Here is a 13,811-nt window from a genome sequence, read left to right on the forward strand (position 1 = left end):
TGGTGTTCAGGCTGGCATGATGCGGGTTTTCGAGGCTGTGCATCGGCCTGAGATAGCGCTATCTTATGACCATGCCGCGCCGCGCAATACCCGTGAAAACCCCTATCCCGCCCACATCCCCTTCTTCCCGTTCCCGCGCCACCGGCCGCGTGACCCTGGCCGATGTCGCTGCACTTGCGGGTGTCAGTCCAATCACCGTTTCTCGCACCCTTCGTGGGGAGCGCACGGTGGACCCGGCATTGGCTGAGCGGGTCAGGGCGGTCGCGGCAGAGCTTCGCTACATGCCCGACCCGGCCGCGCGTGCACTGGCGTCGCGCCACAGCTCACATGTGGCGGTTCTCATTCCGATGTTGTCCAACGCACTGTTTGTTGACCTGCTGGAGGCCGTACAGCGCACCTTGCGTCCCGCCGGATACCAGACGCTCATCGGCATCACCCACTACGACCCCGATGAGGAAGAGCAGTTGCTGCGCGAACAGTTGCTGCACCGTCCGGCCGGTCTGCTGGTCACAGGCACCGATCACAATGAACACACACGGGAGTTGATCGCGAACAGCGGTGTGCCTTGTGTTCACCTGATGGCACATTCGTCGGCCCCGGATGTCTACTGTGTCGGCTTCTCACAGACAGACGCAGGCGCCGCCATCACCCGCCATCTCCTGGAGCGGGGTCGAAAACGCATTGCCTTTGTGGCAGCCCAGCTGGACCCCCGGACGCTTCAACGGGCCGAGGGCTATCGGCAAGCCTTGAACGAGGTTGGACGCTATGACCCCGCGCTGGAACTGCTCGATCCCCGTCCCTCTTCCATGGCGTTGGGCGGCGAGTTACTGACCCAGTTGCTGGACTCACACCCGGACTGCGATGCAGTTTTCTTCTGCAACGACGACCTTGCCCAGGGCGGGCTGCTCGCTGCACTCCGCGTGGGTATGGCCATACCGGAGAGGGTGGCGGTGGCCGGCTTCAACGATCTCTCGGGCAGTGACCAGATGTTGCCTCCGCTGACCACGGTGGCCACGCCGCGGGGAGCCATCGGAGAAGCGGGCGCACAAATGCTGTTGACGCTCATGCGCGGCGAAGCGCCAGTCCATCACTCCGTGGATCTGGGTTTCGAGCTTCGCTTGCGTCAAAGCAGTTGAGAGATTCGCACACACCGTGCCGCCGCCGACGATGGGTAGGGTGATGGTCAGAAAGCAGAAACGGGCCGCGAGGGCCCGTCTTTCTTGATGTCCTGGCGGAGACGGTGAGATTCGAACTCACGGACCCTTGCGGGTCGGCGGTTTTCAAGACCGCTGGATTAAACCACTCTCCCACGTCTCCGGGGTGGGCGGCATTGTAGCCGTTGGGCCGAAGGATCAGGCCGCCACGGTGGCCGCCGCTGCCGGCGTCAGCATGCCGCGCTGCTCGATGAAGCGCACCACGTCCTGCACGCCGTCCAGGGTCTTGAGGTTGGTCATCACCCAGGGGCGGCGCGCCGTGTCGGGGCGCATGCGGGCGGTGTCCTGCTTCATCACTTCCAGGTCGGCGCCCACGTGCGGCGCCAGGTCGGTCTTGTTGATCACGAACAGGTCGCTCTTCGTGATGCCGGGGCCGCCCTTGCGCGGGATCTTCTCGCCCGCGGCCACGTCGATCACGTAGATGGTGAGGTCGGAGAGCTCCGGGCTGAAGGTGGCGGCGAGGTTGTCGCCGCCGGATTCGACGAACACGATGTCGGCGTTGGGGAAGTCGCCCAGCATGCGGTCGATGGCTTCGAGGTTGATCGAGCAGTCTTCGCGGATCGCGGTGTGCGGGCAGCCGCCGGTCTCGACACCCATGATGCGTTCGGCCGGCAGTGCGCCGCTGACAGTCAGCAGGCGCTGGTCTTCCTTGGTGTAGATGTCGTTGGTGATGGCGATCAGGTCGTACTGCTCGCGCATCGCCTTGCACAGCATCTCCAGCAGCGTTGTCTTGCCGGAGCCGACGGGACCGCCGATGCCGACGCGCAACGGGGGGAGGTTCTTGGTGCGGTTCGGGATGTGGTGCAGGGCGCTCATGGGTCGGGTCTTCAGGAACGGAACAGTCGGGAGTATTGCGTTTCGTGGCGGGCGCTCAGGATCGCGAGCATCGGCGTGAAGGCCTGGCGGTGGTCATCGTCCAGCGACACCGCATGGTCCACGGCGGCCGGGATCTCGCGCACCAGCCGCGCCAGGATGCGCTGGCCGGCGCTCTGACCCAGCGGCACGGACTTGATCGCGGCCTGCACCATGTTCTCGGCCCAGCCGAAGGCAAAGCCGCTCAGGCTGTCGTGGAGGTCGGCCCCGGCCGCCGCAGCCGCGCAGGCCATGGCGACCGGGTAGGTCGGTGGTTGCAGGTGGGCCGAGAGCAGCTGCTCGTACACACCGTCGCCCAGCGCGCCCAGCGATTGCGCCCAGACCAGCAGCGAGCGGCCCATCTGTTCGGTCTGGAGCCGGAACTCCTGTGTCTCGCGCGTGGCGAGCACCCAGTCGTTGAGTGCGGCGATGCGGGTCAGGTCGTTGGCCTGCCAGGCGGGGATGGCCTGCGCCACCACGGCCAGGTCGCTGCGCGCCAGTGCGAGGTGCAGCTGATCGGCGAGCCAGTCGGCGGCGCTGTGCTCGTTGTGCACCAACCCGGCGTCGATGGCGCCTTCGAGCCCTTCCGAATAGGAGAAACCACCAACTGGCAGGGCCGGGGACGCCAGCCACAGCGTGCGCAGCAGGCCATGGACCCGCGGCACCGGCTGGGCTGACACCTCATTCATGCGCGTGTGCGTGAGGGTGGTCGTGACCGTGTGCGTGGCCGTGCCCATGGTCATGAGAGTGCCCGTGGTCATGGCCGTGACCCCCGCCGTGTCCCGCGGCATAGGCACCGCCTTCGGGTTCGAACGGTTCGCGGACGTCGGTCACGGTCAGGTGCATGCTGCGCAGCATCTCGGCCAGCACGTGATCTGGCTCGATCTTGAGGTGGTCGGGCCGCAGCTCGATCGGCACATGCCGGTTGCCCAGGTGGTAAGCGGCGCGCATGAGGTCGAAGGCCGTGTCGTGGTCATGACCGTGGTGATGGTCGGTGCAGGCCGTGATCTTGAGCACCGCCTGCGGGGCGGCCACGACGCGCAGCAGCGAGCCGTCCTGCGTCACCAGCACGTCACCGCCGCGCACGACGGTGCCGCGCGGCAGGAACACGCCGACGCGGCGACCTTCCGACGATTCGGCATCGAAGCGGCTCTTCTGACGCACATCCCAGTCCAGCGTCACGGTGGCCGCGCGGCGCAGCAGCACGGTCGCGAGACCCTGACCCTGTGGAATGAGCTTGGAGACCTGAAGCATTGTTGTTCCTTCCTGTTCTGCTATCAAAACAGGAAGTATCGCTGCGCCATGGGAAGTTTGCTGGCGGGCTCGCAGGTCAGCAGCACGCCGTCGGCGCGCACGGTGTAACGCTGCGGGTCGATCTCCATCTTGGGCAGGTAGCTGTTGTGCACCATGCTGGCCTTGGTGACGCTGCGGCAGTTCTGCACCGCCACGGTGGTCTTGGCCAGGCCGTAGCGCTGTGCCACACCGGCCGACTGGGCCGCCTGCGAGACAAACGTCAGGCTGCCGCGGGCCAGCGCGCTGCCGAAGGCGCCGAACTGCGGGCGGTAGTGCACCGGCTGCGGCGTCGGGATGGAGGCGTTCGGGTCGCCCATGGCGGCCAGCGCGATGCTGCCGCCCTTGAGCACCAGCGCGGGCTTGACACCGAAGAAGGCGGGCTTCCAGATCACCAGGTCGGCCCATTTGCCGACTTCCAGCGAACCGACGATGTGCGACATGCCGTGCGCGATGGCGGGGTTGATCGTGTACTTGGCGATGTAGCGCTTGACGCGGAAATTGTCGTTGCGGCTGCTGTCTTCAGGTAGAGACCCGCGTTGCGACTTCATCTTGTCCGCCGTCTGCCAGGTGCGGATCACCACCTCGCCGACGCGGCCCATGGCCTGGCTGTCGCTGCTCATGATGCTGATCGCACCCATGTCGTGCAGGATGTCCTCGGCCGCAATCGTCTCCCGGCGGATGCGGCTTTCGGCGAAGGCCAGGTCTTCGGGGATGCCGGCGTCCAGGTGGTGGCAGACCATCAGCATGTCGACGTGTTCGTCGAGCGTGTTGACGGTGTAGGGCATGGTCGGGTTGGTCGACGAGGGCAGGAAGTTCGCCTCACCGACCACGCGGATGATGTCGGGCGCATGGCCGCCGCCAGCCCCTTCGGTGTGGAAGGCGCAGAGCGTGCGGCCCTTGGTCGCGGCTATCGTGTCTTCCACAAAGCCCGACTCGTTGAGCGTGTCGGAGTGGATGGCGACCTGCGTGTCGGTTTCCTCGGCCACGTCCAGGCAGTTGCTGATGGCGCTTGGGGTGGTGCCCCAGTCTTCGTGCAGCTTGAGGCCGATCACGCCGGCATCAATCTGCTCGCGCAGCGGCGCGGGCTGGCTGGCGTTGCCTTTGCCGAGAAAGCCGAGGTTCATGGCGAAGCCGTCGGCCGCCTGCAGCATGCGTTCGATGTGCCAGGGGCCGGGTGTGCAGGTGGTGGCAAAGGTGCCGGTGGCCGGGCCGGTGCCGCCGCCGAGCATGGTGGTCACGCCCGAGGCAAGGGCTTCGTCGATCTGCTGCGGGCAGATGAAGTGGATGTGGCTGTCGATGCCGCCGGCGGTGACGATGTTGCCCTCGCAGCTGATGACCTCGGTGCCCGGGCCGATGACGATGTCCACGCCGGGCATGGTGTCGGGGTTGCCCGACTTGCCGATGGCGACGATGCGGCCGTCCTTCAGGCCGATGTCCGCCTTGACGATGCCCCAGTGGTCGACGATGAGGGCGTTGGTGAGCACCGTGTCGACAGCGCCCTCGGCGCGCGTGCGCTGGGATTGCGCCATGCCGTCTCGGATGGTCTTGCCGCCGCCGAACTTGGCTTCTTCTCCGTAGCCGCCGGCCGCGAGCGTGTAGTCCTTTTCGACCTCGATCAGCAGGCCGGTGTCGGCCAGGCGCACGCGGTCGCCGACGGTGGGGCCGAACATGTCGGCATAGGCGCGTTTGGGAATGCTGGCCATTGGTTCACCTGGGATCTGGCAGGGGCACGGGCTTCAACAGGATGACCGACGACTGTTTGCAGCGCGCTCGGCCCGGCAGTAGACAGGCCGGTAACCGGAGTTCACAACAGTATCTTTTTCGTGCGAGCCGCGCCGCTGGTTGATGTTCAAATGTTCGGGGTTGTTCCGGGTGTGATGGCTGAGCATGAACTGTGCCAGTGCGCCTGGATCTTGAGGGCCAGACGGTCGTTGTGGCAGTTGACAAGGCGGGTGAGCAATGGCGGTGAAAAACGGTGGGCGCACATGGGCCGGAATGCCCATGGCTGGTGGATGGACCTTGGTGCTGCTACTCGCCGTCCTGGGCTTGACCGGTTGCGGAGGCAATGGCGCCACCGAGCCGGCAGCGACACGGTCGGTGGCTGCCGGTGACCAGCCTGCGGTGGCCACTGAAGCGTCGGACCCGTGGCTGGAGGCGGCCGCGTTGAATGCGGCCGAGGTGCAGCAATCGGGCCTGCTTGCCGGGCAGCGCGGGATGAACTCGACGAGCGCCGTGGCCAAGGCGCTGACGCCGGTGAACGTGTACCGTTTCTTCAACCGCAGCAGCGCCGCCCACTTCTACACGGCCAGCATGGCAGAGCGGGACCGCGTGATCGCCACCCTGCCTTCCATGACCTACGAAGGCCTGGCTTTTCAGGCCAGCAGCACCGCCGACGGCCAGCTCAGCCCGGTGTACCGCTTCTTCAACGGCCAGACGGGCGTACATTTCTACACCATCAGCCTGGCCGAGCGCGACCACATCGTGGCCAGCCTGCCGCAGTTCACCTACGAGGGCGTGGCCTACCACGCCAGCACGGCGGCCGGCACCGGGTTCCGGCCGCTCTACCGGTTCTACGTCGCCAGCCGAGGCTTCCACTTCTTCACGACCAGCTCCGCCGAGGCCGGGCAGGTGATTGCCACCCTGCCGCAATACCGCTACGAGGGCATTGCCTATTACGTGCTGGGGCAGGCCGACCCGCAGCCCCCTTCGGGCGTCGGTTACCAGGGCAATCCGGTGCCGGTGCCACCGGAAGGTCAGGTGGTGAACACCAGCCAGGCGGATCGCGTGATCGGCACCGGCACGCCGGCGAGCTGCACCGGAGAGGCGGTTGTGCAGGCCGTGGCGCTGGGCGGCAAGATCCGCTTCAACTGCGGTGCGAACCCGGTCACCATCACGCTGCCCCGCACGGCCAAGGTGTTCAACGACCGGCCCGATGTCACGCTGGACGGCGGCGGTCTGGTGACGCTCAGTGGCGGAGACAGCGTCCGCATCCTCTACCAGAACACCTGCGACCCGGCGCAGGTCTGGACCAGCGCGCAGTGCCAGAACCAGGAAACGCCCCGGCTGACGGTGCAGAACATCGGCTTCACCCTGGGCAACTCGACCGGCCAGCTCACGGACGGCGGCGGTGGCGGCGCCATCTTCGTGCGCGGCGGGCAGTTCAAGATCGTCAACAGCGTCTTCACCCGCAACCGCTGCGAAACCACCGGACCGGACATCGGCGGTGGCGCCGTGCGGGTGCTGAGCATCTACCAGGACCGTCCGGTGTACGTGGTGGGCAGCACCTTCGGCGGCGGGCTGGGCCTGGGCAACAGCTGCTCCAACGGCGGCGCGCTCAGCAGCATCGGCGTGTCCTACAGCGTCTACAACAGCCTGATCACCCACAACACGGCGGTGGGCTACGGGGCCAACCCTGCCAGGGCGGGCACGCCCGGCGGCGGCAGTGGCGGGGCGATCTACAACGACGGCAACTTCTTCACGCTGTCGGTGTACGGCAGCATGGTCAGCGACAACGTGGGGGTTGAGGGTGGCAGCGCGGTGTTCTACGTCAGCAACGACCTCAGCGGGCTCATGACGCTCAGTGACTCGGTGTTCGTGCGCAATCCGGCGACCCGCTTTGGCACCGCCGGGCTGCCGGGCTTCTTCGTGCTGGCCGCGCCCAACCAGCCGGTGGTGACGCGCACCACGATTTCGTATTGACCCCCGCGCCGCCTGCGGCGTCACCCCCTGGAAGGGGGCAGCACCAGAGGCCCGGCGAAACCGGTTCCTCGGTGCTTCTGGAACGGACGCTCCCTGGTGCGCTCATCCATCAGGGCAGTTTCCCCTGTACGAGGCCGCGGAAGCCGAACACGATCCGGTCGCCCGCATAGTCCACCAGCTCGACCGTGCGCTGCTGACCCGGCTCGAAGCGCACGGCGGTGCCGCTGGCGATGTTCAGGCGTTTGCCCTGCGCGGCGGCGCGGTCGAACGCCAGCGCGGCGTTGGTCTCGGCAAAGTGGTAGTGCGAGCCGACCTGCACCGGTCGGTTGGCGGTGTTCTGCACCACCAGCGTGAGCGTGGCGCGGCCGGGGTTGAGGGCGTGGTCACCCGCGTCGGTGAAGAGTTCGCCAGGAATCATGGCGCTCACTTCTTCGACATCCAGACAGCCACCGCCACCAGGCCAGCGAGGGCCACGAAACCCAGGACATCGGTGGCATGCCAGTGGCTGCCGAACATGCCGTGACCTTCGTGGGCCAGGGCGGGCAGGGTGGTCAGGGTCGCGGCAAAGGCGAGCAATGCTTTCATGGCTGGGCTCCGGAGGTCAGGGGATCGGGGTATGGACAGTCACCAGCTTGGTGCCGTCGGGAAAGGTCGCTTCGACCTGGATGTCCGGAATCATTTCGGGCACGCCTTCCATGACATCTTCGCGGGACAGCACGGTGCGGCCTTCGCTCATGAGCTGGGCGACGGTCTTGCCTTCTCGCGCGCCTTCCATCACGGCCGCACTGATCAGGGCGACCGCTTCGGGGTAGTTGAGCTTCAGGCCGCGGGCCTTGCGCCGCTCGGCCAGCAGGGCGGCGGTGAAGATCAACAGCTTGTCTTTCTCTCTCGGGGTCAGTTCCATGGTGTCTCTCGGGTGTGCTGATGGCGGATTGAGCAAATCCCGTGCCCCGCCCGGTCGTGGCATGAAAGCTGCAAAAACGCCCAGGTGAACCCTTTGCCCGATCCAGCGCCCCCCCAACGCATCATCAAGGTGCGCCGCGACTACAACAGCTGGGTCGGCCGCGAGACCATGGAGGACTACGCGCTGCGCTTCACGCCGCAGCGCTTTCGCCAGTGGAGCGAATGGCGGGTGGCCAACACGGCGTTTGGCGCGGCCTCGTTCCTGATCCTCGAAGCCGTCGGCGCCACGCTGCTGGTGCAGTTCGGTTTCGTCAACGCCTTCTGGGCCATCCTGGCGACGGGCCTGATCATCTTCCTGGCCGGCCTGCCGATCAGCGTCTACGCGGCCCGCTACGGCGTGGACATGGACCTGCTCACGCGGGGCGCGGGCTTCGGCTACATCGGCTCGACCATCACTTCGCTGATCTACGCCTCGTTCACCTTCATCTTTTTCGCGCTGGAAGCGGCGGTGATGGCCTATGCGCTGGACCTGGCGCTGGACATCCCGCCGGCCTGGGGCTACCTGATCTGTGCGCTGGTGGTGATCCCGCTGGTGACCTACGGCGTCTCGCTGATCAGCCGCTTCCAGGTCTGGACCCAGCCGCTGTGGCTGGTGATGATGGTGGTGCCGTTTGTGGCGGTCTGGCGGATGGACCCGGGCGCGTTCTCCCATGTGGTGCATTACGGGGGCGAAAGTGGTGCGGGTGCCCGGTTTGATTGGCACCTGTTTGGTGCAGCCCTCACCGTTGGCATCGCGCTGATCACGCAGATGGGCGAGCAGGCCGACTACCTGCGCTTCATGCCGGCCCCGCGTCCGGGCAAGAGCAAGCGGTGGTGGGCGGGCGTTCTGGCCGGCGGGCCGGGCTGGGTGATCCTGGGCGTGCTGAAGATGCTGGGCGGAGCGCTGCTGGCGTATCTGGCGATCAGTCACATGGTGCCGCCCGAGCGCGCGGTCGACCCCAACCAGATGTACCTGGCGGCCTACGAGTACGTGTTTCCGAACTACGGCTGGGCGGTGGCGGCGACGGCGCTGTTCGTCGTGATCTCGCAGCTCAAGATCAACGTCACCAACGCCTACGCCGGCTCGCTGGCCTGGAGCAACTTCTTTTCGCGCCTGACCCACAGCCACCCGGGGCGCGTGGTCTGGGTGGTGTTCAACACGCTGATCGCGTTCATGCTGATGGAGATGAATGTGTTCCGGGCGCTGGGCGAGGTGCTGGGGCTCTACAGCAACATCGCGATCGCCTGGATCATGGCCGTGGTCGCCGACCTCGTGATCAACAAGCCGCTGGGCTGGAGCCCGAAAGGCATCGAGTTCAAGCGGGCACACCTGTACGACATCAACCCCGTGGGCGTGGGCGCGATGGGGCTGGCGTCGGCGCTGTCGATCGCAGCGCACATGGGGCTGATGGGTCCTGGAGCGCAGGCCTTCTCGGCGGTGATCGCGATGGTCACTGCGCTCATCACGGCGCCGCTCATCGCGTGGGCGACCAAAGGGCGCTACTACATCGCCAGGGATGCCGACCCCCACGCCCCGCCGCTGCGCGGGTCGCTGCCCCCCGAGGGGGCTGATTCGCCTTGGGGCGGCCCGGCGGCGAATCGCGCCGCGGCGGGTTGCTACCAGCGCTTGAGCGTCCTGAAATGCGTGATCTGTGAAAGGGACTACGAAGGTCCCGACATGGCCCATTGCCCGGCGTACCAGGGATCCATCTGTTCGCTCTGCTGCTCGCTCGATGCCCGCTGCGGCGACCTCTGCAAGCCGCACGGGCGGCTGTCGGTGCAGTGGCAGGCGGCGCTGCGCCAGGTCTTGCCGCAACGCGTGTGGCCCTACCTGGAAGCCGGTCTCGCGCACTACCTGCTGCTGATGCTGGTGGTGGCGCCGGTGCTGGCGGCGGTGCTGGGGCTGCTGTACCGGCAGCAGGTCGAGGGCCTGGGGCAGGGTGTGGCGGTTGCGGCCGACGCGGGCCTGCTGGACGCCGCGCTGCGCTCGGGCTTCCTGCGGGTCTACGCGGTGCTGCTTCTGATCGGCGCGACGGTGGCCTGGTGGCTGGTGCTGGCGCACAAGAGCCGCGAGGTGGCGCAGGAAGAATCGAACCGCCAGACGCGGCTGCTGATGCAGGAGATCGAGTCGCACCGCCGCACCGACGAGCAGTTGCAGCGCGCCCGTGAGGCGGCCGACCACGCCAACCAGGCCAAGAGCCGCTACATCAGCACCATCAGCCACGAGCTGCGCACACCGCTCAACAGCATCCTGGGCTACGCGCAATTGCTGCAGGAAGACAGCGAGATGGCGCCGCACCGGGCGCAGGCGATCCGCGTGATCCACCGTGGCGGCGAGCACCTGCTGTCGCTGATCGAAGGCACGCTGGACATCGCACGCATCGAGTCCGGCCGGCTGCAGCTGGACGTGCGGCCGATGGCGTTCGCCGACACGGTGCGCGAGGTCGCGAGCATGTTCGAGCTGCAGGCGGCTGGCAAGGGCCTGCGCTTCGTGTTCGAGCCCGGTGCGCGGTTGCCCGAGACGGTGCGCGCGGACGAGAAGCGGCTGCGCCAGATCCTGATCAACCTGCTGGGCAACGCGGTGAAGTTCACCCGCGAGGGCGAGGTGCGGCTGCGTGTCTCCCATGCGCGCGAGATGGCGGTGTTCGAGGTCTGCGACACCGGCCCCGGCATGGCGGCGCAGGAGCTCGAACGCGTGTTCGAACCCTTCGCGCGCGGCCGCCAGTCGGAGTCGCAGGGCGCGCCGGGCACCGGCATTTCGGGCACAGGTCTGGGCCTGACCATCGCCAAAATGCTGACCGATTTGATGGGCGGCGAGATGACGGTGCGCAGCGCGCCCGGCCAGGGCACGGTGTTCACCGTGCGCCTGTTCCTGCCGGGCCTGGCGGGCGCGGCGGCGCGGGTGGCGCGGCCATCGCCCCTGCTCACCGGATACGAAGGTCCGCGGCGGCGCGTGCTGGTGGTCGACAACGAAGAGAGCGATCGCGAGCTGATCGCGCGCTGGCTGCAGCCGCTGGGCTTTGAGGTGATGCTGGCCACCAGCGGGCACGATGCGATTGCGCTGCTGGAAACGGTGGCGCCGGGCAGCGACCGCGCGCCGCACGCCGTCTTCATGGACCTCGCGATGCCCGGCATCGACGGCTGGGAGACCCTGCGTCGCCTGCGCGCGGCGGGCTGGTCGTCGGTACCGATGGCGATCGTGTCGGCCAACGCCTTCGACAAGGGCCTGCAGTCCGAGGCGCCCGACAGTCAGGGGCGCGAGCAGGCGTTCTTCGTCAAACCGGTGCGCCGCGAAGAACTGACCGACTGGCTCGGACAGCAGCTGGGGCTGACCTGGGTGCAGGCCACCGAGGTCGTGCCTGCCACGTCCGAACGGCCGGTGACGCAGGCAGCGGCGCCATTGCCACCGGCCAACGAGCTGACGCCCTTGCTCGAACTGGTGCGGCTGGGCTACACCAAGGGCATCGTGCGCTGGCTCGACCGCTGGGTCGAAGACCGCCCCGAGCAGGCGCCGCTGGCCGATGCCCTGCGGGCGCTGGCGCGCGAGTTCCGTTTCGAGGCCATCGAACAGCGCCTGCTGCAGTCCGGTGCACAGGCCGCCCCGTCCAAACCCGCCCCATGATCCACGCCCCCGACCGACCTTCCGCCATGGGCCACGACGGCCTGACCGGCGACCCCGCGTCCATCGTGCTGATCGTCGACGACGTGCCCGACAACGTGGCGCCGCTGCACGACGCGCTCGACGCTGCCGGCTACACCGTGCTGGTCGCGCTCGACGGCGAGGCGGCGATCCGGCGCGCGCAGCAGGCTCTGCCCGATGTGGTGCTGCTGGACGCGGTGATGCCGGGCCTGGACGGCTTCGAGGTCGCGCGCCGCCTCAAGGCCGATCCGGCCACCGCGCACATTCCGATCATCTTCATGACCGGCCTGACCGAGACCGAACACCTGGTCGCGGCGCTGGAGGCCGGTGGCGTCGACTACGTGACCAAACCGATCAAGCCGCGCGAGGTGATGGCGCGCATGGGCGTGCACCTGCGCAACGCGCGCCATGTGCGTCAGGGCGCGGTCGAACGCAGCCAGGCGCGCAACGCACTCGACGCCTTCGGCTACGCGACCATCACCGTGCGTGCGCGCGACGGGCGCCTGATGTGGCAGACCCCGCTGGCGCGCGACCTGCTGTTGCGCTACTGCGGCACCGAAGCGCCGGTCACGCCGCAGCCGGTGCTCGACTGGCTCGACCGCCTGCTGCCCACGCTGATGGCGCCTCCCGACACCGGGCAGCCGCTGCGCGAGCCGCCGCGCCTCACGCTCGACCAGGGGCCGCGCCGCCTGACCTTCCGGCTGCACCAGCGCGTGGGCGACGAAGAAAGCGAAGAGCTGCCCGGCGAGCCCGGCGACTGGCTGATCGTGATGCAGGAGACCTCGGACGCCGCCGTGCTCGAATCGCTCGCGCAGGCCTTCGGGCTCACTGCGCGCGAGGCCGAGGTGCTGTACTGGGTGGTCAAAGGAAAGATCAACCGCGACATCGGCGACATCCTCGGATCGAGCCCGGCGACGGTGAAGAAGCACCTGGAGCGCATCCACGCCAAGCTGGGCGTGGAGACGCGCACCGCTGCGGCGGCGATGGCGATCAACCGGGTGCCGCTGTTGGGGTGACCCCCCCGCGCCGCTTCGCGTCACCCCCCAGGGGGCCACACCAGTGGCCCGGCACAGCCGGTTCCACGGTGCGTGCTGGAGGAGTCTGAGTCAGCATGGCAAAGAGCCGAACCGGTATTCGGTGCGCGCCAGGTAGGGGCGCCCGATCGCCACGCGGTTGAGCGGGAACGCCGGGCAGTGCATGGCATTGGGGTACTGCTGCGGTTCCAGGCACAGGCCCGCGCGCGGCCGGTGCACCACGCCTTGTTTGCCGATGTCGGGCGAGGCGCCGCTGCCCAGTGCCCCGGCGGTGTAGACCTGCAGCACCGGTTCGGTGGTCCAGACGTCCAGCGTGCGTCCGCTGGCTGCGCTGCGGGCACGGGCGACCCGGCGCAGCGACGGATCGCCCCTGGGCGACACCAGTTCATAGGCATGGTCGATGTCGGGCAGGGCGCCCAGGCGACGGCGCTGGCGCAGGTCGAGCGCGTGACCGTCCAGTGAAAGGCGTTCACCGGTGGCCACGTTGTCCGCGTCGGCGGCCAGCAGCCGGTCGGCCGTCACCTGCAGCTCGTGTCCGTCGACCAGGGTGTCGACCGGCCCGTCGAGGTTGAAGAAGATGTGTGGCGTGAAGCTCGCGGGAGAGGCCGGGCTGGCGTTGCAGACCGCGACCGCTTCGTGTTCCACCACCAGGGTGTTCTCATGGGTCAGCCGGTAGCTCAGGCGCAGGTCGATGATGCCCGGATGCCGGTCGCTGGAGGGTTCGAAGCGCAGGTGCAGCGTGAGTTCATCGGGCGCGTCCTGATGGGCCGAGAACACGCGGTGGCGCGAACCGTTGGGCCCGCCATGGATGGCGTGCAGGCCCGCGTTGGCATCCAGCGTGTAGGTGGTGTTGTCGAGCGTGTAGCGCGCCTGCGCGATGCGGCCCGCGTAGCGTCCGATGAAGGCGCCCATGGACGGCGTGCCGGCCTGCAGCGCGGACAGGCTGTCGTAGCCCAGCGCCACGTCACCCACCACGCCGTCGCGGTCGGGCACGAGGATCTGCAGCACCTTGGCGCCGAGGTTGCAGACGGCGACCTCCATGCCGCAGGCATGGCGCAGGCGGAACAGGGCGACCGGCTCGCCGCCGATGTCACCGAAAAAGCGGGCGGGGTCCAGGCGCTGGAACATTCCGGTCCC

At 67.9% G+C, this 13,811-nt stretch carries 12 protein-coding genes and 1 tRNA gene; 4 read left to right on the top strand and 9 right to left on the bottom strand.

Translation table 11 applies throughout. The features are described from left to right. Positions 1-71 precede the first annotated feature (71 nt). A complete protein-coding gene (locus tag ACLIJ1_RS09495; protein ID WP_411365738.1) occupies positions 72-1,136 on the top strand; it encodes a LacI family DNA-binding transcriptional regulator in 1,065 nt (354 codons plus the stop codon). 93 nt (positions 1,137-1,229) lie between these two features. On the opposite strand, the gene ACLIJ1_RS09500 is transcribed toward ACLIJ1_RS09495, so the two are convergent. The 5 genes from ACLIJ1_RS09500 to ureC all read right to left on the bottom strand — a co-directional run bounded on the left by ACLIJ1_RS09500 (position 1,230) and on the right by ureC (position 5,062). Continuing rightward, a tRNA-Ser gene (locus ACLIJ1_RS09500) sits at positions 1,230-1,317 on the bottom strand. A gap of 35 nt (positions 1,318-1,352) precedes the next feature. Beyond that, a complete protein-coding gene (ureG, locus tag ACLIJ1_RS09505) occupies positions 1,353-2,030 on the bottom strand; it encodes an urease accessory protein UreG (RefSeq protein WP_411365268.1) in 678 nt (225 codons plus the stop codon). An 11-nt stretch (positions 2,031-2,041) separates the two neighbouring features. Next, complete coding sequence (locus tag ACLIJ1_RS09510) at positions 2,042-2,755, bottom strand: urease accessory protein UreF (RefSeq protein ID WP_411365739.1); 714 nt, start codon at positions 2,753-2,755, stop codon at positions 2,042-2,044. After that, a complete protein-coding gene (gene ureE, locus ACLIJ1_RS09515; protein WP_411365269.1) occupies positions 2,748-3,320 on the bottom strand; it encodes an urease accessory protein UreE in 573 nt (190 codons plus the stop codon). The genes ACLIJ1_RS09510 and ureE overlap by 8 nt, the downstream gene beginning before the upstream one ends. Before the next feature lie 23 nt (positions 3,321-3,343). Then, a complete protein-coding gene (ureC, locus tag ACLIJ1_RS09520; RefSeq protein ID WP_411365270.1) occupies positions 3,344-5,062 on the bottom strand; it encodes an urease subunit alpha in 1,719 nt (572 codons plus the stop codon). Positions 5,063-5,360: 298 nt separating this feature from the next. Here ureC and ACLIJ1_RS09525 point away from each other — a divergent pair, with 298 nt between their 5' ends. Next, on the top strand, positions 5,361-7,058 hold the full coding sequence (locus ACLIJ1_RS09525) for a hypothetical protein (protein ID WP_411365271.1): 1,698 nt from the start codon (positions 5,361-5,363) through the stop codon (positions 7,056-7,058). A 109-nt stretch (positions 7,059-7,167) separates the two neighbouring features. Here the strand turns inward: ACLIJ1_RS09525 and ACLIJ1_RS09530 are convergent, their stop codons facing one another. The 3 genes from ACLIJ1_RS09530 to ACLIJ1_RS09540 are packed head-to-tail and all read right to left on the bottom strand — an operon-like array spanning position 7,168 to position 7,962. Continuing rightward, complete coding sequence (locus ACLIJ1_RS09530; RefSeq protein ID WP_411365272.1) at positions 7,168-7,476, bottom strand: urease subunit beta; 309 nt, start codon at positions 7,474-7,476, stop codon at positions 7,168-7,170. 5 nt (positions 7,477-7,481) lie between these two features. Next, on the bottom strand, positions 7,482-7,643 hold the full coding sequence (locus ACLIJ1_RS09535) for a hypothetical protein (protein ID WP_411365273.1): 162 nt from the start codon (positions 7,641-7,643) through the stop codon (positions 7,482-7,484). Between the two features lie 16 nt (positions 7,644-7,659). After that, the gene (locus ACLIJ1_RS09540; protein WP_411365274.1) at positions 7,660-7,962 is read right to left on the bottom strand and encodes an urease subunit gamma; all 303 of its coding nucleotides are present in this window, start codon (positions 7,960-7,962) and stop codon (positions 7,660-7,662) included. 84 nt (positions 7,963-8,046) lie between these two features. On the opposite strand from ACLIJ1_RS09540, the gene ACLIJ1_RS09545 reads away from it, so the two are divergent. Both ACLIJ1_RS09545 and ACLIJ1_RS09550 read left to right on the top strand, forming a co-directional pair. Further along, complete coding sequence (locus ACLIJ1_RS09545; protein WP_411365275.1) at positions 8,047-11,622, top strand: ATP-binding protein; 3,576 nt, start codon at positions 8,047-8,049, stop codon at positions 11,620-11,622. Then, positions 11,619-12,656, top strand: coding sequence for a response regulator (locus tag ACLIJ1_RS09550; RefSeq protein WP_411365276.1), 1,038 nt, complete (start codon positions 11,619-11,621; stop codon positions 12,654-12,656). The genes ACLIJ1_RS09545 and ACLIJ1_RS09550 overlap by 4 nt, the downstream gene beginning before the upstream one ends. A 90-nt stretch (positions 12,657-12,746) precedes the next feature. Here ACLIJ1_RS09550 and ACLIJ1_RS09555 read toward each other — a convergent pair whose 3' ends face one another. Next, a complete protein-coding gene (locus tag ACLIJ1_RS09555; RefSeq protein ID WP_411365277.1) occupies positions 12,747-13,802 on the bottom strand; it encodes an aldose epimerase family protein in 1,056 nt (351 codons plus the stop codon). Between the last annotated feature and the right edge of the window lie 9 nt (positions 13,803-13,811).

This window comes from Hydrogenophaga sp. RWCD_12 (genome assembly GCF_046604225.1).
In the GTDB taxonomy this organism is placed as follows: domain Bacteria; phylum Pseudomonadota; class Gammaproteobacteria; order Burkholderiales; family Burkholderiaceae_C; genus Hydrogenophaga.